This is a genomic window from Variovorax sp. YR266 (assembly GCF_900107295.1).
Taxonomy (GTDB): domain Bacteria; phylum Pseudomonadota; class Gammaproteobacteria; order Burkholderiales; family Burkholderiaceae_C; genus Variovorax.
Genome location: NZ_FNPM01000009.1, coordinates 108,811 through 129,711 on the forward strand (window position 1 = coordinate 108,811; position 20,901 = coordinate 129,711).

The following is a 20,901-nucleotide window of genomic DNA, read 5'->3' on the forward strand; positions in this document are numbered from 1 at the left end:
CCTCGGTAAGGAGAGTCGGAGTCAAGAACGCCCCCCGTGGACGTCCATGCAGGCAAGACGTCCAGCGGGGGGCGTTTGTGACACCGGGACCGAAAAATCCCGGGAATCGACCGATCGAGCCAGCTAGGTGGCCGCGACCGCAGGCCCGAAACCATGGCTCTCGGCCGCCTGCTCGCAGGGCACGCGCTCGACCTGCACCGTCGAATGGTGGATGTCGAAGCGCTCGGCCAGCAGGGCGCGCAACCGCAGCATCAGCGGCGCCATGTCATCCACATCCGGCGTGCACACCACGTGCACGCTCAGGCTCACCTTGCCGCTCGAGAGTGCCCATACATGCAGGTCGTGCAGGCTGGCGACGCCTTCGCTGCCCAGCAGCGCACGCTCGACCTCGGGCAGGTCCACGTCGTCAGGCACGCCTTCGAGCAGCACGTTCAGGCTCTCGCGCAACAACCGCCAGGTACGCGGCAGCACCCACAGGCCGATGGCGACCGCGATCACCGAATCGACCCACGCCCAGCCGGTGAAGCGGATCACCAGAGCCCCGACGATCACGCCGATCGAGCCCAGCATGTCGGCCCACACCTCCAGGTACGCGCCCTTCACATTGAGGCTCTTGTCCTTGCCTGCCGCGAGCAGCCGCATGCCGATCAGGTTGACGACCAGCCCGCCCACGGCCACCAGCAGCATCATGGTCGACTGGATCTCGGCCGGCGTGGAGATGCGCCGCCAGGCCTCGTACAGCACGTAGATAGCCACGAAGAACAGCAGCACCGCATTCAGCACCGCCGCCAGGATCTCGAAGCGGTAGTAGCCGAAGGTGCGCCGCCTGTCCGCGGGACGCTTGCCGATCCAGATGGCGGCCAGCGAAATTGCCAGCGCCACCGTGTCGGTGAACATGTGGGCCGCATCGGACAGCAGCGCGAGGCTGCCCGACACCAGCCCGCCGACCACCTCGGCCACGAGGTAGACCGTGGTCAGCAGAAGCGCCCAGCGCAGTGCCTTCTCGTTGCCGCCTACAGCGTGTGAATGCTCATGTGCCATGGGAGCCTTGCAATGCAGGATCGAGTGGCGCGCCATGAACCTGCTCCTGCACTTCTTCCTCTTCTTCATCGCGCCGGTGCGCAATGCGGTAGAGCAGCGGAAGCACCAGCAGCGTCAGCGCGGTCGACGAAAGAATACCGCCGATCACCACCGTGGCCAGCGGCCGCTGCACTTCGGCGCCGGTGCCGGTGGCAATGGCCATCGGCACGAAGCCCAGCGAGGCGACCAGCGCCGTCATCAGCACCGGCCGCAGCCGCGTGAGCGCGCCTTCGCGTATGGCAGCGTCCAGCGGCAGGCCGCCTTCGCGCAGGTTGCGGATGAACGAGATCATCACCAGCCCGTTGAGCACCGCCACACCCGACAGCGCAATGAAGCCCACCGCCGCCGATATCGACAGTGGAATGCCGCGCATCCACAGCGCCACGATGCCGCCCGTGAGCGCGAACGGAATGCCGGTGAACACCAGCAGGCCGTCCTTGAGGTTGCCGAACATCGCGAACAGCAGCGTGAACACCAGCAGCAGCGACACCGGCACCACGATCTGCAGCCGCTGCGTGGCCGAGGCGAGGTTCTCGTACTGGCCGCCCCACACGGTCCAGTAGCCGGTGGGAATCTTCACGTTGCGCATGGCCTCCTCTGCCTCGGCCACGAAGGAGCCGAGGTCGCGGCCGCGCACATTGGCGCTCACCACGATGCGGCGCTTGCCGTCCTCGCGGCTCACCTGGTTGGGGCCGGGCGCGATGTCGAGCGTGGCCACCTCGCCCAGCGGGATGAAGCTGGTGCGCTGGCCTTCCGCGCCCGCGCCCTTGGGCAGGGCCACGGGCAGGCGCTTGATGGCTTCGAGGTCGGTGCGCAGGTTCTCGGGCAGGCGCACGATGATGTCGAAGCGACGGTCGCCGTCGAACAGCGTGCCCGCCTCGCGCCCGCCGACCGCAGTGGAGATCGCGTCCTGCACGTCGCCCACGTTGAGGCCGTAGCGCGCGGTCTTGTTGCGATCGATGTTCACGGTGAGCATCGGCAGGCCGGTGGTCTGCTCGACCTTCACCTCGGCCGCGCCGGCGATCTTGCCCAGCACGCCCGACACCTCGGCCGCCGTCTTGTTCAGCACGTCCATGTCGTCGCCGAAGATCTTCACGGCCACGTCGCTGCGCACGCCCGAGATCAGCTCGTTGAAGCGCAGCTGGATGGGCTGCGAGAACTCGTAGTTGTTGCCCGGCAGCTTCTCGACTTCTTCCTGCACAGCTGCAAGGAGTTCGTCTCGCGTGCGACGAGGCTTGGGCCACTCGCTCTCGGGCTTGAGCATGATGTAGCCGTCGGAGATGTTCGGCGGCATCGGGTCCGAAGCAATCTCCGCTGTGCCGGTGCGCGCAAACACGCGTTCGATCTCCGGAAACTTCGCCTTCAGCGTGCGTTCGAGTTGCTTTTGCATCTCGACCGACTGCGTGAGGCTGGTGCCCGGAATGCGCAGCGCCTGGATGGCGAAGTCGCCTTCGCTCAGGCTCGGCACGAACTCCGTGCCCAGGCGCGTGGCCAGCAGGCCCGACAGCACCACCGCCACGGCGGCCAGCGTAATGACCAGCGGCTTGGCCGCCATGACGCGCGCCAGCAGCGGCTCGTAGCCGCGCTTGGCCCACACCATCAGGCGGTTTTCCTTCTCGCTGACCTTGTTGCCGATGAATAGCGCCACTGCCGCGGGAATGAAGGTGATCGACAGGATCATCGCGCCCAGCAGCGCAATCACCACGGTGAAGGCCATCGGGTGGAACAGCTTGCCCTCGACGCCCGTGAGCGCAAAGATCGGCAGGTACACGATCATGATGATCAACTGGCCGAACAGCAGCGGCCGGCGCGCCTCCTGCGAGGCCGCGAACACTTCGTGGAAACGCTCGCTGCGCGTCAGCGGCCGCCCCTTGTGCGCCTGTGCATGGGCCAGCCTTCGCACGCAGTTCTCGACGATCACCACCGCGCCGTCGATGATGATGCCGAAGTCCAGCGCGCCCAGGCTCATGAGGTTGGCGCTGACCTTCTGGTTCACCATGCCGGTGAAGGTGAAGAGCATCGACAGCGGAATCACCAGTGCGGTGATCAGCGCTGCGCGGATGTTGCCGAGGAACAGGAACAGGATCGCAATGACCAGCACCGCGCCCTCGAACAGGTTCTTCTTCACCGTGGTGATGGCCTTGTCGACCAGCACGGTGCGGTCGTACACCGTCACCGCCTTCACGCCGGCGGGCAGCGTGCGGTTGATTTCCTGCATCTTCTTGTCGACCGCCTGCGACACGGTGCGGCTGTTCTCGCCGATCAGCATGAACACGGTGCCCAGCACCACCTCGCGGCCGTTGTCGGTGGCCGCGCCGGTGCGCAGTTCCTTGCCGATGCCGACCTCGGCCACGTCCTGCACGCGCAGCGGAATGCCGTTGGCGTTGCCCAGGATGACGTTGCCGATGTCTTCCGCCGACTTCACCTGCCCCGGCGCGCGAATGAGGTACTGCTCGCCTCGCTTCTCGATGTAGCCCGCGCCGACGTTGGCGTTGTTGCGTTCCAGCGCGGTGACGAGGTCGGTCATCGTGAGGCCGTGGGCCAGCAGCTTGGCCGGGTCGGGCGCGATGTGGAACTCCTTGGCATAGCCGCCGATGGAGTTGATCTCGGTCACGCCCGCAACGTTGCGAAGCTGCGGCTTGATGATCCAGTCCTGGATCTCGCGCAGGTCAGTGGGCGAGTAAGGCTTGCCGTCGGCCTTCTTCGCGCCCTCTTCCGCCTCGACGGTCCAGAGGTAGATTTCACCGAGGCCGGTCGAGATGGGCCCGATCACCGGCGAGATGCCGCTGGGCATGCTTTCCCTTGCGGACTGGATGCGCTCATTGACGAGCTGCCGCGCAAAGTAGATGTCGGTGCCGTCCTTGAAGATCACCGTGACCTGCGAAAGACCGTAGCGCGATAGCGAACGGGTCTGCTGCAGGCCCGGCAAGCCCGCCATGACGGTCTCGATGGGGTAGGTCACGCGCTGCTCGGTCTCCAGCGGGGAGTAGCCGGGCGCGGCGGTATTGATCTGCACCTGCACGTTGGTGATGTCGGGCACGGCGTCGATGGGCAGCTTCTGGTAGCTGAAGATGCCGAGTGCCGCCATGCCGAGCACGGCAAGCAGGATCAGCCAGCGCTGCTCGATGGAGAAGCGGATGATGCGTTCGAACATGCGGACTTCCTCAGTGGGTGTGCGTGGCCGAGCTCTTGCCCTGCTGCGACTTCACGACGAAGCTGCCGCTGGCCGCATAGGGCGCGCCGGGCTTCAGGCCGCTCACGATCTCGATGCGCTTGCCGTCGCTGCGCCCGGTCTGCACGTGCTGCGGCAGGAAGCCGCCGGGCACGCGCAGGAACACGGTGGGCTTGTCTTCCACCGTCTGCACCGCTTCGGCCGATACGGTCACGGGGGCATCCGTCTCTGAGGCCACGAGCTCGACGTTCACGAACAGGCCCGGGCGCCAGATGCGCTGCGGGTTCGTCAGCGTGACGCGTGCGGTGGCGGTGCGCGTCTGCGCGCCGATCAGCGAGCCCACGTACGACACCTTGCCGGTCGCGATCTGGTCGAAGGCGCTGGAGCGGATGCTCACCGGCTCGCCGATGCGCACCAGGTTCAGGTTGTTGGCGGCCACGCTGATCTCGGCCCACACGGTCGATAGATCAGAGATGGTGAAGACGTTGACGGCCTCGCCCACCGATTCGCCGAGCGAGATGTGCTTTTCGACCACCATGCCGTCGAAGGGCGCGCGCAGCTCGTAGCGGCCCAGCGCCGACGAGCCCGGCGTGGCACCGAGTGCCAGCAGCTTCTGGTTGGCATTGGCCACTGCGATCTGCGCTTCCTGCATGGCCTGCTGGGCCTGCAGGTAGTCCTGCTGCGGGGAGATCTTTTCTTCCCACAGCTTCTTCTCGCGCTCGTAGGTGGAGCGGGCCAGCTCCAGCCGGCGCTGTGCCGATTGCAACGCGCTGCGTTGCTCCGACAACGAAGGGCTCGAAAGCACCGCCAGCACCTGGCCGCGCTTGACCTCCTGGCCGAGGTCGGCCGATACGCTGTCGACCACGCCCGCCACGCGCGGCACCACGTGGGCCGTGCGGTCTTCGTTGAACTTGATTTCGCCGGGCAGTTGCAGCGACGACTTGATGCGCGCGGGGCCTGCGCTCTCGATGGTCATGTCGGCGGCCTTGACCTGCTCGTCGGTGAAGGCGATCTTCTCTTCGTCTTCCTTGTGCTCCGACGTTGCGGCTTTTTCCTTGCCTTCCTCGTGGTGCTCGTTGTCGGCATGGCCCTTGGCCTCGCCGTGATCGTGGTCGTGGTCCTTGCCCTCTTCCTTGGCTTGCTTGCCGCCTTCTTCGTGATGCTCGCCGTCGCCGTGCCCGGCAGCTTCCGAATGGCCGGCCGCTTCGGGCTTGGCGGGTGATGTGCGCAGGATCATCGCGCCCGCGCCGAGACCCAGCACCAGCACGACCGCGATGGCGATCCATTGCTTCTTGCCGACGCGCTCGGCGAAAGGTTTGCGTTCTTCGGTGTTCATGATGTGTGGAGTTCCTTGCTTGCTTGTCAGCGCGCGACGGGTGGTGTCGCGGCAGAGATGTCGTTGCCTTCGTTGCCCAGCAGTCGGTCGAGGTCACCGGCGGCGCGGTGCGCGTCGGCGAGTGCCAGCAGGTATTGCGCGCGCACCTGGAACAGCGTGCGCTGCGCGTCGAGTGCTTCCAGGAAGCTGAACTTCCCGAGCTCGAAGCCCTTGGTGGCGGCCTTGTAGGCGGTCTCGGCGCCGGGCAGCGCGTCGCGCTGCAGCGTTTCAGCGGTGGCGCGCGCGGAGCGCAGGCGCTCCGAAGCTTGCGCGACATCGGCGCCCAACTGCAGCTCGGCAGCGACGAGGTCGTCGCGCGCCTTCTCTTCGCGGCTCAGGGCCTCGGCCACGTTGCCGCGGTTGGTGTCGAAGATCGGCAATGGAATCGACAGGCCCACGACCACCTGGTTGCGCCGGCTGCTGCCGGTTTCGCCTTCGGATGCCGGCACACGCTTGGCGCCGAGCGACACGGTCACGTCGGGGATTCGCTTGGCCTGCTCCAGGTCGGACAGCGCCTTGCGCCGCTCGACTTCGAGCCGCGCCTGCTGCACCACGGGCGCCGCGCCCAGGCGGCTGGCCACGTCCTGCACCGGTGCCGGCAGCTGGTCGACAGCGCCATCCACCTGCGTGAAGCGCGGGTTCGGGTTGCCCCACAGCGCGGCCAGCTGCTGGCGCGACGAGCGCAGCGTGCCCTCAGCCTGCAGCAGCTCGACGCGGATGCCGGCCTCGGCCACACGCGCCCTGGTTTCTTCCAGCGGCGAGACCTTGCCGGCGGCCACGCGGTTGGCCGCTGCGCGGGTGGCTGTCTGTGCAAGGCTCACCGAGTCCTGCGCGAGCCGCAGGCGCTCCTGCGCGGTGAGCACGTCGAAAAAGGCGGTGACAGTCGCCGCGCGCACCTCGGCGCGGCGGCCTGCCAGCGCCGACGCGGCCTGGTCGCGCGCGCGTTCGGCCGCCGTCACGCGGGCCGCGCGCTTGCCACCCAGTTCGAGGGGCTGGCTCAGTTGCAGCGTGGTGGTGCGGTTGTCGCGGCGCAGGTCTTCCACCTGCGCGTCGAGCGTGGGGTTGGGCCAGGCGCCGGCCTGGACGATGGCGGCCTCGGTAGCCTCCTGCTCGCGGAACGCGGCAGACAGGCCGGGGTTGGCCTGCAACGCCATTGCAACGGCGTTGCGCAGGGTCAGCGGGCCCGCGGGCTCCAGAGTGCGGGCAGCCGCGTGGGCCTGCTGTGAATACGGGGTGCCGGCAGCGGCCGACACCGCGACCTGTTGTGAAAAAGCCGGGGGCGCCGCAAAGGCCAACATGGCCAGCGGCACGAAGAGCGTGCGCATCGAATTCTCCTGGGTTGCGAAACAACGGACGGACGAATTCGGCGAGAAGAGCTCAGCTGATGGTGAGTATCAGAGGGGGAATGTGTTCTCTCGCCGAATCAAAGGGCGAGAGACCAGTCGGGACGAACCGGAACGTCGGAGATGTGCGAGTCGAAGCGCTCGGCAGGCATTGCGCGCAGGGCCTGGGTCACGTGCACCGCGGCCAGCACGGGCTCCACCGAAGCATCTGCATGCTGGGCATAGCCTGCATGGCAGATCGCGCATTCGCCGACCACTGCATTGGGCTGGGTGCTGGAGTTTTTCTGCGCGCCCTCGCCGCTGTGGCTGCGGTCGGTACCGCGGGTTTCGCTTTCGTGGTGACCCCAGTGCTCGGGCTGCGTATCGCGCTCATGCTGGCAATACGCCGATGCCGACGCCCAGCTGAACTGGAACGGCAACAGGACGAGCAGGAAGATGAGGAGCCAGCGGCGCATGGAGGCAAAAAGTATATCGACGGCCTGCGGCGGGCATTCCGGCAATGGCCCTTCGAAATGCAGGCCCGGCGCAATGTATGACACGGGGGCAGGGTTTTGTCCGTCAATAGGATTACCGAAACGTAACCCGCTTATTGAAAGTGCTTCGATACCATGCGGCAATGAGAATACTTGTCATCGAAGACGAGCCCAAACTAGGCGACTACCTAAAAAAGGGGCTGGAGGAGAACGGTTACGTCGTGGACATCGCCCGCGACGGCATCGAGGGGAGATACCTCGCCACAGAGGGGGAATACGCATTGGTCCTGCTCGACGTGATGCTCCCCGGCATCGACGGCTTTGCCGTGCTGCAGGCCATCCGGCGCACGAAGAACGTGCCCGTGCTGGTGCTCACGGCGCGCGACAAGGTCGAAGACCGCGTGCAGGGGCTGCAACAGGGCGCGGACGACTACCTCGTCAAGCCCTTCTCCTTCTCCGAACTGCTGGCCCGTGTGCAGGCGCTGCTGCGCCGCGGCAAACCGCAGGAATCGACCGTGCTGCGGTTGGCCGACCTGGAGGTCGACCTCCTCAGCCGTAAGTGCGTGCGCAACCGCACGCGCCTCGACCTCACGGCCAAGGAGTTCACGCTGCTGCTGGTGCTGCTGCGCCGGCGCGGCCAGATCCTGTCGCGCACCACGCTTGCCGAGCAGGTGTGGGACATGAACTTCGACAGCGACACCAACGTGGTCGAAGTGGCCATCCGGCGCCTGCGCAGCAAGCTCGACGACCCGTTCGAGGTGAAGCTGCTGCACACCGTGCGCGGCATGGGCTACGTCCTCGAAGACCGCTCCTGGTCTTGACCGCCCGGCCGCACTCACTCCAGAGCCGCTTGTCGCTCTGGTTCGCCGCGCAGACCCTGTTCGGGCTCAGCGTGATCTGCTTCGCCATCTACCTCGTCACGGCCTGGAGCTTCGGACAGAAACAGGAAGAGGAGCTCAACCAGAAGGCAGTGCTGGTGGAGCACCTGCTGAAAGAGGCCGAGAAAGGCGGCGACCTCGTCTTCCTGCGGCACAAGCTCGACGACTTCTTCTCGATGCAGGACGACGTGAGCCTGTCGATCTCGCATGCGGGCAAGCAGCTTTTCCAGTCCAGTCCCACGCCCGGCGGCCGCTGGATGCGGCGCGACCTCGTGGTGCCCTGGCAGCAGAGTGGCCTGACAACGCAGCTGCAGGTGCAGCTCGGCGTGAACACGGCACAGGAAGCCCGCCTGCTCGAACGGCTCGCATGGACGCTGCTGGGCGCCGTCGTGCTGGGCACGGCGCTGGTCTCGCTCACGGGCATGTGGCTGGTGCGGCGCGGCCTGCGCCCGCTCAAGGCGCTGGCCCAGCGCACCGCTGCAATGGCGCCCGACAAGGCCAACCGCCCCATCGACGCGATGGACTTCGCCGAAGAGCTGCGCCCATGGATCACGCAGTTCAACGCGTTGCTGCTGCGGGTGCAACGCGCCTACGTGCAGCTCGAATCATTCAACGCCGACGTGGCGCACGAGCTGCGCACGCCGCTGGCCAACCTGATCGGCTCCACCGAACTCGCGCTCACACGCCCGCGCAGCAACGAGGAGCTGCAGACCGTGCTCGCCTCCAACCTCGAAGAGATCGGCCGGCTCTCGGGCATCGTCACCGACATGCTGTTTCTCTCGCAGGCCGAGCGCGGTGCGCCGATGCGCACGCGGGCCGTGACGAGCCTGGCGGTGCAGGCCGGCGACGTGATCGACTTCTACGACGCCATGCTGGAAGAAGCCGGCCTGCGTGCGGAAGTGAAGGGCGACGCCATGGCCGACGTGGACGCCGCGCTAGTGCGGCGCGCACTCTTCAACCTGCTGGGCAATGCGATCCGCTTCGCGGTGCCGGCTTCGACGATTCGCATCGAGATCGGGGTAGAGAACAACGATGAATTCGCAGTCGCGGTCGTCAACCGTGGCGAGCCGATCGACCCCGCCGCCCTGCCCCGCCTGTTCGAGCGCTTCTACCGCGCGGCGCAGGCGCGGGACGGTTCGACCCGGCACCACGGCCTGGGCCTGTCGATCGTGGAAGCCATCGCGCGCATGCACGGCGGGCGTGTGTTCGCCGCCAGCCAGGGCGGCGAGACGCGCATCGGATTTACTGTGCGGCGCGGCGGCAGCGACTAGGGCTTGGCGTGCGCGGCATCTGCCGCAACCGCTGCCTTGCGGCCGATGAACAGGTTGATCAGCGGCCCCGTCATCGCCGTGGTCACGAGCGCCATCACAAGCAGCATCGTGAAAAGCTCCGGGCCGATCAGCCCCGCGTCGAGGCCGATCTTCATCACGATGAGTTCCATCAACCCGCGCGCATTCATCAGCGAGCCGGTGGCCAGGCTGTCACGCCAGCCGTAGCCCGCCATGCGCGCGCCGGCTGCGCCGCCGGCGATCTTGCCGACGGTGGCAACGCCCACGATCAGCAGCATCGCGCCGAGGCTCGCGCCCGAGAAGGCGTTGGACGTGGTGCCCAGCCCCGCCAGCGCGAAGAACAGCGGCATCAGCACGACGATGGAGATCGGCTCGATGCGTTCGGTGAGCGACTTCAGCAGCCGGTCGTCGCGCGGCAGGCAGGCGCCGAACAGGAAGGCGCCGAACACCGCGTGCAGGTGCAGCCACTCGGTGACCAGCGCCGTCGCCAGCAGGCCGAGCATCAGCGCCGCCATCACGGTGGTCGATGGTTCGCCCTCGGGCGCCTTGGCGCGCAGCAGCCGTGCGAAGGCCGGCTTGAGCCCGAAGAACAGCGCCAGCAGCACCACCGCCATGCCCAGCGTGGTCTTGAGCAGGCCCTGGTAGCCCTCGCCTGCACCGACCATCGCGACCACGAAGGCCAGCAGGATCCAGGCGAACACGTCGACCACGGCCGCAGCGCCCAGCGACAACTGGCCGAAGGGCGTGCGCGTCATGCCGCGGTCTTTCAGGATGCGCGCCATCACGGGGAAGGCCGTGATCGACAGCGCCGCCGCGATGAACAGCGCAAACGGCCAGAAGCCGACACCGGCCGGCGCAAGCGTGGGATGCAGCGCCGGCGCAATCGCGATGCCCAGCGCCATTGGCACAACCACGCTCAGCACACCCACGTAACCCGCCGAGCGAAGCTGCTCACGCACGCCCTGCGACGCCCGCAGCTCCAGGCCGACCACGAACATGAACAGCACCAGCCCCAGCGTCGACAACGATGAGAGCCCCTGCAGCGACTCCTTGGAAAACAGCTGCGCATGCAGCGAAGGAAACAGCGCGCCCATCACCACCGGCCCGAGCATCAGCCCCGCCGCCATCTCGCCGACCACGCCGGGCTGCCCCACATGACGAAGCACCCACCCGCACAAACGCGCGGTGGCCAGGATGACGATGAGCTGCAGCAGGAGCGAAGTGACGGACATCGAGGGGTTGGAATCGGTGAAGAAATTCGGCCGATGTTAGTTCGAAGCCGCGTCGTCGAGCCAGCGGTTGGCCCACTGGTTCAGCGGCGTGAGGCGCTTGACGAGTTCGCCGCCCGACTCGGTGAGCACATAGCCCGCGTCGGCGAGCTCGACCACGCCGACGGCGCGCAGCTCCTTGAGCCGGTCATTCAGCACTGAGGGCGACATGTCGTCCGTGCTGACGCGCAGCGCCCTGAAACTCTGCGGCAGGCCGTCGCGCAGCTCCCACAGGATGCGCAGCGTGCCCTTGCGGCCGAGCTGCTCCAGCAGCCGCATGATGGGTCGGCGCGATGCCGTGGGTTGTGCGTCTTCCATGCCGAATCCTTCGAATGACTGATTGGCGAGTGTACGTCCTTGCGCTACGCATTTCGTAGCGATAGACTGCACCAGATCGCTACGCTTTCCGTAGCGACTTCATCCACTTCATCCACTTCATCGAAGGAATCACCCATGGCCGAGACAGCCGCGAACCGCGCGCCGAGGATCCCCCCACTCGAAGCCCCCTACCCCGAACCCATCGGCGAACTGCTCACGCGCATGACGCCGCCACAGGCGCCCGAAGTTCTCGCGCTGTTCCGCGTGATGGCCGTGAACCCCGCGCTGGCCGAGCGCACGCTCGACCTGGGTCGCTACCTGCTCGGCCGCAAGGCAGCCATCAGCCTGCGCGAACGCGAGATCGTGATCCTGCGGGTCTGCGCCCGCTGCGGCGCGGAGTACGAATGGGGTGTGCACTGGACCGGCTTTGCAGACGCGGCTGGCTTCAGCGAGACCGATCGGCGGGTGATGGCCTCGCCAGACGGAGATCTCTCATTGCTCGCGCCGCGCGACCGGCTGCTGGTGTCGATGGTCGACCAGCTGCATGACACCAGCGACGTGGACAATGCGCTCTGGGAAGCCTTGAACGCACACTGGAGCCACGCGCAGCTGGTCGAGCTGATGATGCTCGCGGGCTGGTACCACTCGGTGAGCTACGTGTGCAATGCAGCGCGCGTGCCGCTGGAGAAGTGGGCAGCGCGCTGGTAAGGCCGACAGCAACGACCTATTTCGGCACGCGCATCAACCGCAGCCCGTTCGCCACCACCAGCAGGCTCGCGCCCATATCGGCGAACACCGCCATCCACATCGTCGCGCTGCCGAACACCGCGAGCACGAAGAACACGCCCTTGATGCCCAGCGCGAGCGTGATGTTCTGCCACAGCACCGAGTGCGCGCGGCGCGAAAGGCGGATGGTCTCGGGGATGCGGCGCAGGTCGTCGTTCATGATGACCACGTCGGCCGCTTCCATCGCGGTGTCGGTGCCGGCCCCGCCCATCGCGAAGCCGATGTCGGCCTGCGCAAGCGCGGGGGCATCGTTGATGCCGTCGCCGGTCATCGCGGCCGCGCCGTAGCGCTGCTGCATGGCCTTGATGGCGTCGAGCTTTTCCTCGGGCAGCAGGTTGCCGCGCACGTCGTCGATGCCGGCGTGGGCGCCGATGGTCTTCGCGGTGGCGGTGTTGTCGCCGGTGAGCATCACGGGCACGACGCCAAGCGCGCGCAGCTCCGCAACCGCTGCCTGCGACGATTCCTTGATGGTGTCGGCCACGGCGAACAGCGCGAGCACGGCCTTGTCCGATGCGAGCAACGTGACAGTGCGGCCCGCTTCTTCATGGCGCTTCAGCTCGGCTTCGAGCGACGGCGTGCACAGGCCACGTTCCTCGATCAGGCGGTGGTTGCCGAGCATGTAGGCCTGCCCCGCGTGCGTGGCCTGCACGCCGCGGCCGGGCAGCGCGGTGAAGTCCCCGACCTCGTCTCGCTGCCCCTTCAAGCCTTCGGCAATGGCCTTCGACACGGGGTGGTCCGAGCGGCCCGCGATGCTGGCGGCAATGGCGAACACCGTTGCCTCGTTGCCCGATGCGTCGATCAGCACGGACTCCACAAGCTTCGGCTTGCCTTCAGTGATGGTGCCCGTCTTGTCGAGCGCCACAGCCTTGAGCTTGCGCGCTTCTTCGAGATACGTGCCGCCCTTGATGAGAATGCCGCGCCGCGCGGCCGATGCGAGCGCGCTCACCACCGTGACGGGCGTGGAGATGACCAGTGCGCACGGGCATGCGATGACCAGCAACACCAGCGCCTTGTAGATGGCCTGCAGCCACGTCCAGTCCATGAACAGCGGCGTGAGCGTCGCGACGGCCAGCGCCAGCACGAAGACGGTGGGCGTGTAGATGGCGGCAAACCTGTCGACGAAGCGTTGCGTCGGCGCGCGGGAGCCCTGCGCCTCTTCGACCGCGTGGATGATGCGCGCGAGCGTGGTGTTGGCCGCCACGGCCGTCACGCGGAATTCCAGCGCGGCGGTCTGGTTGATGGTGCCTGCGAACACGGCGTCGCCGATGGTCTTGTCGACCGGAATGCTCTCGCCCGTGACTGGTGCCTGGTCGATGGCGCTGATGCCGGCGGTGACAATGCCGTCGAGCGGCACGCGTTCGCCGGGGCGGATGCGCGCGATGGCGTCGAGTGCCACGGTGTCGGCCATCACAGTCTTCCAACTGCCGTCGGCCTGCTTCACCTCGGCCTGCTCGGGCGCGAGCGCCAGCAGGCTCTGGATGGCGTTGCGCGCGCGGTCCACGGCGCGGGCTTCGATGAGCTCGGCAATCGCATAGAGCGCCATCACCATCGCGGCTTCGGGCCACTGGCCGATGATGAAAGCGCCCGTCACGGCCACGGCCATCAGGGCATTGATGTTGAGGCGCCCGCGCACCAATGCGCCGAAGCCCTTCTTGTAGGTGTCGAGTCCGGCAAGGCCTATGGCGCCCAGCGCGAGCACCATCTCGGCGGCCATGAAGCCCTTGCCCTCGAGCCCCATGAAGGAGATCGACTCGGCCGCGATGGCCAGCACCAATGCGGCGACGAGGCGCGCGAGGCCCATGCTCATGCCCGCGATGCGCGCTGGTGCGACGGGTTTCGCGCCTGTCGCTTCGACTACAGGCTCGGGCTTGAAGCCGGCCTTGCGGATTGCATCGAGCGCCAGGGGCAAGGCAGCAGCGTCCGCCGTGATCGCCATCGTGCGTTCGCCGAGGCGAAAGCGCAGACCCTGGACACCGGCTACCGGCTCCAGCGCGCGGCGGATCTCGGACTCTTCGACGGCGCAATCCATCGTGGGAATGCGAAAGAGCAAGGCGCCCTTCGGGATGTCGGCCGTGTCGACGACGGCTGGCGACGAGCCGCAGACCGGGTTGCCGCAGCAGGAGGTTTCGGCCGGAGCATGCGCATGCGTGTGTCCGTGCGCATGGCTGTGACCATGGTCGTGATCGTGCGGGTGAAGGGCCGGAGTGACCGGGTTCAGAGTGGTCTGATTCGTCATGGAATCGATTGGAAACCCTGAAGCAGGTGTAGAGTCAACCGCTCATTTCCACTCGTACATTTGCCGCATCATGAAAATCGGTGAACTGGCCAAGGTCGCGAACACGCCGGTCGAAACCATCCGGTACTACGAGCGCGAGCAACTGCTGCCCGAGCCCGCGCGCACCGACGGCAACTACCGCATCTACGACGAAGACCACGCCCAGCGCCTGGGTTTCATCCGCCGTTGCCGCTCGCTGGACATGACCCTCGACGAAATCCGCAGCCTGCTGAAATTTCGCGACGCACCACAGGAAGACTGCGGCGAGGTCAACCAGCTGCTGGACGACCACATCGGCCACGTGGCCGCGCGCATCACCGAGCTCAAGACATTGGAAAAGCAGTTGAAGGCGCTGCGCCAACAGTGCTGCGGCCCCGAATCGGCAAGCGCCTGCGGCATCCTGCAGGAGCTGGACACCGCCGCGCTCGCACCCGAAACCTTCAGCCAGCACGCAGGCCACGTGCATGGGGCGCTGCACGCGCCCGCCAAGCGCGCCGGCTAGTCAGGCCGGCCGGCCGGGCTCGCTATTTGCCGATGAGCTGCGTGAGCTTGTCCGCCTCGAAGCTCTCGTCGCGCGCCGCGTCGCCGGGCACGCAGTCCTTGGTGCCGGGCTGCGCCGACAGCTTCTCGATGGCCTGCCACAGCAGCGCGATCTGGTGCTCCTGCCCCGATGCGCTGTCGACCAGCCCGCGCAGCGCCTGGCTCAGCGGATCGTCGTCCTGCGTGATGCCGTAGGCAGAGAATTTCTGCGGCTCGGCCACATCGGCGCTCTCGTCGGTCTTCGACGGGATGATGCGTGCGGGAATGCCCACCGCCGTCGCCCCTGCCGGCACCGGCTTGATGACCACCGCATTGCTGCCGATCTTGGCGCCGTCGCCGACGACGAACCCGCCCAGCACCTTGGCCCCCGCGCTCACCACCACATTGCGCCCCAGCGTCGGATGCCGCTTGGTGCCCTTGTAGAGCGAGGTGCCGCCCAGCGTCACGCCCTGGTAGATGGTGCAGCCGTCGCCAATCTCGGCCGTTTCGCCGACCACCACCCCCATGGCATGGTCGAAGAACACCCGCTCGCCGATCTTGGCCGCCGGGTGAATCTCGATGCCGGTCATCCAGCGAGCCCAGTGCGCAATGAAGCGGGCGGGCCACTTGAAGCCATGCGTCCAACAGGCGTGCGCCCAGCGATGCAGCACCACGGCATGGAAGCCGGGGTAGACCGTGATCACTTCCCAGGCGCTGCGGGCGGCCGGGTCGCGTTCGAGGATGCACCGGATGTCGGCGCGCAGTCGAGAGAACATCGCTGCCTTTTGTCGTTATATCGATATGGGGCGGGCAGTCTATAACCCGCCGTCATCGCTTACAGGCGATAAGGTTTTAAAAGGCTACGAGCCTCGCGGCGGGCGGGTGGCGTCGCTCATGGCCTTGGCGATGCCGCGCAGGATGTGGATCTCTTCCGGTGTGGGCTGGGCGCGGTTGAAGAGCTGCTGCAGCCTCGGCATCAGCTTCTTGGGCGCCTCTGGGTCGAGAAAGCCGATCTCCACGAGCGAACGCTCCCAATGGTCGAGCATGCCGGCCACCGCCTGCGCATCGGCCGCCTGCACCGGGTTGGTGGCCTCGCGCACCTCGTAGCCGCCGAGCGCCAGCCGCCATTCATAAGCAACCACCTGGATTGCCGCGCCCAGGTTGAGCGAGCCGAACTTCGGGTCGGTCGGGATGCTCAGCGCCACGTTGCAGCGGTAGACGTCTTCGTTCCGCATGCCGAAACGCTCGGAGCCGAACAGGAAAGCCACGTGCTGGTCGCCCTGCTTCGCCAGCGGCTCCAGGTGCTCCCGGGGCGTGCGGGTGGGCGGGCCGAAGTCGCGCGGGATCATGGCCGTGGCGCACAGGTGAGTCACGCCGTCCAGGGCTTCATCCAGGGTTTCGACGATGCGAGCGTTGGTCAGCACGTCGAGCGCACCGCTCGCGCGCTGGATGGTTTCCTCGCGCCGCAGCACGTTGGCCCAGCGGGGCGCCACCAGCACGAGGTCGTCGAAACCCATGGTTTTCATGGCGCGGGCGGCGGCGCCCACATTGCCGGCGTGACTGGTCTGGATCAGGATGAAACGGGTGCGCATGGCGGGTTTGGAGACACTAACGGGCGGAGCCGGTAAAATGCCCGATTCTCGCCGCCCGCATCGCCGGGTCGCCTCCGGGGGACCAACCCCACCGTTCTTCTCACAATCCAGAATGTCGTCCCCCAACCTGCATCCCATGCTCAACGTGGCCGTCAAGGCCGCACGCGCCGCCGGCGCGATCATCAACCGCGCCGCCCTCGACGTCGAGGCCGTGCGCATCTCCCAGAAGCAGGTCAACGACTTCGTCACCGAAGTCGATCACGCCAGCGAAAAAGCGATCATCGAGACGCTGCTTGGCGCATACCCGGGGCACGGCATCCTGGCCGAAGAATCGGGCACCGAATACGGCGCCAAAGACTCCGACTACGTCTGGATCATCGATCCGCTCGACGGCACCACCAATTTCATCCACGGCTTCCCGGTGTACTGCGTGTCCATCGCGCTGTCGGTGCGCGGCAAGATCGAGCAGGCCGTGGTCTACGACCCCACCCGCAACGACCTGTTCACCGCCACCAAGGGCCGCGGCGCCTACATGAACGAGCGCCGCATCCGCGTCTCGAAGCGCACCCGCCTCAACGAGTGCCTGATTTCCACCGGCTTCCCGTTCCGCACCGGCGACAACTTCAAGCAGTACCTGGCCATCATGGCGGACATGATGCCCCGCGCGGCCGGCCTGCGCCGCCCCGGCGCCGCTGCGCTCGACCTGGCCTACGTGGCCGCCGGCTTCACCGACGCATTCTTCGAAACCGGCCTGAACCCCTGGGACGTGGCCGCGGGTTCGCTGCTGGTCACCGAGGCCGGCGGCCTCATCGGCAACTTCACGGGCGAGCCCGAATTCCTCGAGCAGCGCGAATGCCTGGCCGGCGCCCCGCGCATCTATGGCCAGCTGGTGCCGCTGCTCGCCAAGTACTCCAAGTTCGCCAACGTCGACGACAAGCTGCGCGCCAGCGACCGCGTGCGCGCCGTGTCCGCCTCGACCAAGTCGAACGCGGACGATGCCTCGGTCGACCTCTACGCCCGCAGCACCGTGGTCGACTTTGCCGACGAAGCTGCCGAAGGCGCCACCCCGGCCGCTGCCGAAGCGAAGCCCGCTCCCCGCAAGCTCACGCGCGTGCGCCGTGACGCGCCCGCCAACGGTGCCTCTCCCCAGTCTTCCCAGCCTTCCCAGCCCCGCGAGGGCGACGCTTCCGCCAAGTGACGATGCTGGGGCCCAACGCCGCGCCCCGCGTTCGTGCCGCTCTGCGCATTGCGCTGAGCCACTACGTCGCGAGCGGGCTCACCGTTGCGCTGGGCCTGCTGTTCATCTCGGGCGGCATCCACTTCTGGCTCGGCACCATCGCGGCCTCGGCCGCCGCCACCGGCGTGATCGTCACCGCGCCGCCCGACCTGCCCGGCCCGCGCCGCGGCAAGTTCTTCCAGATGCTGCCGGCGCCGCTCATCGGCCTGCCGCTGTTCTTTGCCGTGCAGATGCTGCACACCGCGCCAATCCGCCTCGGGCTGCTGCTGGTGCCCGCCACCTTCATGGCCTTCCTGGCCATGGCCTGGGGCAAGCGGGGCATCCCGATCGCGATCGCGGTGATGTTCTCGATGGTGTTCTCCATGGCCACGCCGGCGCCCACCGGCATGCCCGACGCGCTGGAGCGCACCTGGCACTTCGGCCTGGGCGCGGGCCTGTACGTGATCTGGGCCACGCTCGCCAACCTGGCGCTCAACGGGCGCTTTCGCACCCAGTCGGTAGCCGACGTGCTGTATTCGCTGGCCGCGCTGATGCGCACCGAGGCCAGCCAGTTCCTGCCGCAGGACGAAACCCGCGACGTGCGCGACACCCCCGCGCCGGTGCTGGGCCAACTGCTTCGTGAACAGGCCGCGCTGGCCGACCAGCTGCAGGCCACGCGCGACATCGTGCTCGAATCGCCGCGCACCCCGCGCCGCCAGCGCCTGGCCGCCATGCTGGTGATCGTGCTCGAAATGCGCGACCAGCTGCTGGCCAGCGAACTCGACCTCGACACCCTGCGCGCACACCCCGCGCATGCCGAGGCGCTGATCGAAATGCGCTGCGTGCTCGAAGAACTCGCCGACGAAACCATCGCGCTGGCCGACGCCCTCATGATGGGCCGCCACCCCGAGGCCGTAGCCGACCGGCGCCCGCGCCTCGCGGCCATCCACGTTTCGGCCGACGACAGCGCAAACATGCACGGCGGAGGCGGCGGCCACATCGGTCCCACGGCCGCCATGCTCGCTCGCGGACTGGCCAGCCGCATCGGCCACATCAACGACGAAGTGCTGCGCCTGTCGGCCATGGCGCGCGGCGATGCCGAGCCCAACCTTGCCGTGGTGCGCGCCAACTGGCAGCTGTTCGTGAGCCCGACCGACTGGTCGCTGCGCCCCTTCCTCACGCTCTGGCGCTGGGACCAGCCGCCGCTGCGCCACGCCATCCGCGCCGCGCTGGCCATTGCCGCCGGCTACGCCATCGCCGTGTCGATGCCCTGGGGCTCTCACGACTACTGGATCCTGCTGACCATCGTGGTCGTGCTGCGCGGCAGCCTCTCGCAGACGCTGGAGCGGCGCAACGCGCGCGTGGCCGGCACGCTGCTGGGCTGCGTGCTCGCGGTGGGGTTGCTGTCGGCGCACCCGTCGGCGCTGATGCTGCTGGTGATCGTGACCGTGGCGCAGGCCATTGCGCACAGCTTCGCGGTGCGGCGCTACCTCATCACCGCCGTGGCGGCCACCGTGCTCGGCCTGGTGCAGGCCCACATGCTGAACGTGGGCGTGGCGCCCATCTTCGCGCTGTTCGAGCGCATCGCCGACACGCTCATCGGCGCAGCGCTGGCCTGGGGCTTCTGCTACGTGCTGCCCTCGTGGGAGCGCACGCAGATTCCGGCGCTGGTGTCGCGCGTGCTCACCGCGCAGGCCCGGCATGCGCGCCTGGCGCTCGGCCTGGGCCAGCTGCAGGCCATCGACAGCAGCCCCGAACTCGAATGGCGTCTCGCGCGCCGCGAGGCCTACGACAGCCTCTCGGCGCTGGTGCAGGCCACGCAGCGCTCGCTGTCGGAGCCGCGCGCGGTGCAACCGCCGCTGGAGCCGCTCGAACACCTGCAGGCGCACAGCTACCAGCTGCTCGCGCAACTGAGCGCGGTGAAGTCGATGCTCGTGCTGCGGCGCGACCGCCTCACGCCGGCAGAGGTCGAGGGCCCCATCAGCCGCACCGCGCAGCGCATCGAGGCGGCCATCGGAACCACTCCCACCACCGGCCCCTCTCACCCCGAGAGCGCCGGCTCGACCACCGTCGGTGGCCCGATCCCCCTGCCCGACCCGTTCGACAACGACATCAGCCCTTGGCTGCTGCGCCGGCTCGACCTGGCCACGGCCCTGGCCACGCAGCTGCGCGACGACGCGGCGCGAATTCTTCAACCACTGAACGAGACAACAGCAGCCACGACGACCACCGCCTGATGACCAAAGAGATACTTGCCCACCCCTGGTTCGGCACATGGATTGCCATCCTCGTCGCCATCCCGCTCGCTCTTCTGGTTCACCGCATCGGCGGCCTTGTCCTGAAGCGCATCACCCGCCCCGTACCCACGGTGCACGCGATGGTGATCAACTGCAACGCGCCGGCGCGGCTCGTGCTGCCGCTGGTTGCGCTGCTGCTCATCTTCCAGGCGGCGCCTGACGACCTGCGCTTCATCGGCAACGTTCGCCACCTCAACGGACTGCTGCTCATCGCCGCCGCCACCTGGCTCACGGTGAAAGCCATCAGCGGTTTCGCCGACGGCGTGCTGGCGCAGAACCCCTCCGACATCGCCGACAACCTGCAGGCCCGCCGCGTGCTCACGCAGACCCGCGTGCTCGCGCGCACCGCCATGACAGTGGTCGTGGTGGCCGGCGGCGCGATGATGCTCATGACCTTTCCCGGCGCGCGCCAGGTGGGCGCGAGCCTGCTGGCCTCGGCCGGCGTGATCGGCATCGTGGCCGGTCTTGCGGCCAAGCCGGTGTTCAGCAACCTCATCGCCGGCCTGCAGATTGCGCTGGCGCAGCCGATCCGCATCGACGACGTGCTGGTGGTCGAAGGCGAATGGGGCCGCGTCGAAGAAATCACCGGCACCTTCGTCGTCATCCGCATCTGGGACGACCGGCGCCTGATCCTGCCGCTGACCTACTTCATCGAGAAGCCGTTCCAGAACTGGACGCGTCACTCGGCCCAGTTGCTCGGCTCGGTCTTCATCTACGTCGACTACGGCATGCCGCTCGCGCCGCTGCGCGAAGAGGCAGAGCGCATCGTGAAGGCCGCGCCCGAGTGGGACGGCCGCTTCTTCAACCTGCGCGTGACCGACGCCACCGAGCGCACCATGCAGGTCCGCGTGCTCTGCACCGCCGCCACCTCGGGCCTGGCCTTCGACCTGCGCTGCAGCGTGCGCGAGGGGCTGATCGATTTCATGCAGCGCGAGTACCCGCAGTTCCTGCCGAAGACGCGCATCGCGAGCGAAGGCAGCCAGGAGCGCGAACACCAGCAGGCTGTGGCCTGATCCAGCC

General features: G+C 67.6%; 17 protein-coding genes. 7 read left to right on the top strand and 10 right to left on the bottom strand.

Going from position 1 to position 20,901, the window contains the following annotated elements:
* Positions 1–123 precede the first annotated feature (123 nt).
* From BLW48_RS23090 to czcI, 5 genes are all read right to left on the bottom strand, one after another.
* Positions 124–1,041: a cation diffusion facilitator family transporter gene (locus BLW48_RS23090; protein WP_093177983.1), complete on the bottom strand. Its 918-nt coding sequence runs from the start codon at positions 1,039–1,041 to the stop codon at positions 124–126.
* Positions 1,031–4,234, bottom strand: a complete 3,204-nt coding sequence (locus BLW48_RS23095; protein ID WP_093177683.1) for a CusA/CzcA family heavy metal efflux RND transporter — start codon at positions 4,232–4,234, stop codon at positions 1,031–1,033. Before BLW48_RS23095 ends, BLW48_RS23090 begins: the two co-directional genes overlap by 11 nt.
* A gap of 10 nt (positions 4,235–4,244) precedes the next feature.
* Positions 4,245–5,588 (bottom strand): efflux RND transporter periplasmic adaptor subunit, encoded by a 1,344-nt coding sequence (locus BLW48_RS23100; RefSeq protein WP_093177685.1) that lies wholly within the window; start codon positions 5,586–5,588, stop codon positions 4,245–4,247.
* A 26-nt stretch (positions 5,589–5,614) separates the two neighbouring features.
* Positions 5,615–6,952: a TolC family protein gene (locus BLW48_RS23105; protein ID WP_093177686.1), complete on the bottom strand. Its 1,338-nt coding sequence runs from the start codon at positions 6,950–6,952 to the stop codon at positions 5,615–5,617.
* Between the two features lie 98 nt (positions 6,953–7,050).
* Positions 7,051–7,425 carry a cation efflux protein, CzcI family gene (gene czcI / locus BLW48_RS23110; protein WP_093177688.1) on the bottom strand — a complete coding sequence of 125 codons (375 nt, stop codon included), beginning with the start codon at positions 7,423–7,425 and terminating at the stop codon, positions 7,051–7,053.
* A 161-nt stretch (positions 7,426–7,586) separates the two neighbouring features.
* On the opposite strand from czcI, the gene BLW48_RS23115 reads away from it, so the two are divergent.
* Together BLW48_RS23115 and BLW48_RS23120 are read left to right on the top strand one after the other, a co-directional pair.
* Entirely contained in the window at positions 7,587–8,264 is a 678-nt protein-coding gene (locus BLW48_RS23115) for a heavy metal response regulator transcription factor (RefSeq protein WP_093057895.1), read from the top strand.
* Entirely contained in the window at positions 8,261–9,592 is a 1,332-nt protein-coding gene (locus BLW48_RS23120; protein ID WP_093177689.1) for a heavy metal sensor histidine kinase, read from the top strand. The genes BLW48_RS23115 and BLW48_RS23120 overlap by 4 nt, the downstream gene beginning before the upstream one ends.
* Here BLW48_RS23120 and BLW48_RS23125 read toward each other — a convergent pair.
* Together BLW48_RS23125 and BLW48_RS23130 are read right to left on the bottom strand one after the other, a co-directional pair.
* Positions 9,589–10,842: a cation:proton antiporter gene (locus BLW48_RS23125; RefSeq protein ID WP_093057897.1), complete on the bottom strand. Its 1,254-nt coding sequence runs from the start codon at positions 10,840–10,842 to the stop codon at positions 9,589–9,591. The two genes, BLW48_RS23120 and BLW48_RS23125, sit on opposite strands and share 4 nt — an antisense overlap.
* Before the next feature lie 36 nt (positions 10,843–10,878).
* On the bottom strand, positions 10,879–11,196 hold the full coding sequence (locus tag BLW48_RS23130) for a winged helix-turn-helix transcriptional regulator (RefSeq protein ID WP_093177691.1): 318 nt from the start codon (positions 11,194–11,196) through the stop codon (positions 10,879–10,881).
* Between the two features lie 135 nt (positions 11,197–11,331).
* Here BLW48_RS23130 and BLW48_RS23135 point away from each other — a divergent pair, with 135 nt between their 5' ends.
* The gene (locus tag BLW48_RS23135; protein ID WP_093177692.1) at positions 11,332–11,904 is read left to right on the top strand and encodes a carboxymuconolactone decarboxylase family protein; all 573 of its coding nucleotides are present in this window, start codon (positions 11,332–11,334) and stop codon (positions 11,902–11,904) included.
* A 16-nt stretch (positions 11,905–11,920) separates the two neighbouring features.
* Here BLW48_RS23135 and BLW48_RS23140 read toward each other — a convergent pair whose 3' ends face one another.
* Positions 11,921–14,218 carry a heavy metal translocating P-type ATPase gene (locus BLW48_RS23140; protein WP_093177694.1) on the bottom strand — a complete coding sequence of 766 codons (2,298 nt, stop codon included), beginning with the start codon at positions 14,216–14,218 and terminating at the stop codon, positions 11,921–11,923.
* 70 nt (positions 14,219–14,288) lie between these two features.
* Here BLW48_RS23140 and cadR point away from each other — a divergent pair, with 70 nt between their 5' ends.
* A complete protein-coding gene (cadR, locus tag BLW48_RS23145) occupies positions 14,289–14,759 on the top strand; it encodes a Cd(II)/Pb(II)-responsive transcriptional regulator (protein ID WP_093177695.1) in 471 nt (156 codons plus the stop codon).
* A 22-nt stretch (positions 14,760–14,781) separates the two neighbouring features.
* Here the strand turns inward: cadR and cysE are convergent, their stop codons facing one another.
* Both cysE and BLW48_RS23155 read right to left on the bottom strand, forming a co-directional pair.
* On the bottom strand, positions 14,782–15,552 hold the full coding sequence (gene cysE / locus BLW48_RS23150; protein WP_093177697.1) for a serine O-acetyltransferase: 771 nt from the start codon (positions 15,550–15,552) through the stop codon (positions 14,782–14,784).
* 84 nt (positions 15,553–15,636) lie between these two features.
* Positions 15,637–16,368, bottom strand: a complete 732-nt coding sequence (locus tag BLW48_RS23155) for an RNA methyltransferase (RefSeq protein ID WP_093079822.1) — start codon at positions 16,366–16,368, stop codon at positions 15,637–15,639.
* A gap of 112 nt (positions 16,369–16,480) precedes the next feature.
* Here BLW48_RS23155 and BLW48_RS23160 point away from each other — a divergent pair, with 112 nt between their 5' ends.
* Genes BLW48_RS23160 through BLW48_RS23170 form a run of 3 tightly spaced genes read left to right on the top strand, consistent with a single transcriptional unit; the run spans position 16,481 to position 20,894 of the window.
* The gene (locus tag BLW48_RS23160) at positions 16,481–17,566 is read left to right on the top strand and encodes an inositol monophosphatase family protein (RefSeq protein ID WP_093079819.1); all 1,086 of its coding nucleotides are present in this window, start codon (positions 16,481–16,483) and stop codon (positions 17,564–17,566) included.
* Between the two features lie 2 nt (positions 17,567–17,568).
* On the top strand, positions 17,569–19,821 hold the full coding sequence (locus tag BLW48_RS23165) for an FUSC family protein (RefSeq protein ID WP_093177698.1): 2,253 nt from the start codon (positions 17,569–17,571) through the stop codon (positions 19,819–19,821).
* Complete coding sequence (locus BLW48_RS23170) at positions 19,821–20,894, top strand: mechanosensitive ion channel family protein (RefSeq protein WP_093177700.1); 1,074 nt, start codon at positions 19,821–19,823, stop codon at positions 20,892–20,894. Before BLW48_RS23165 ends, BLW48_RS23170 begins: the two co-directional genes overlap by 1 nt.
* Positions 20,895–20,901: the final 7 nt, after the last annotated feature.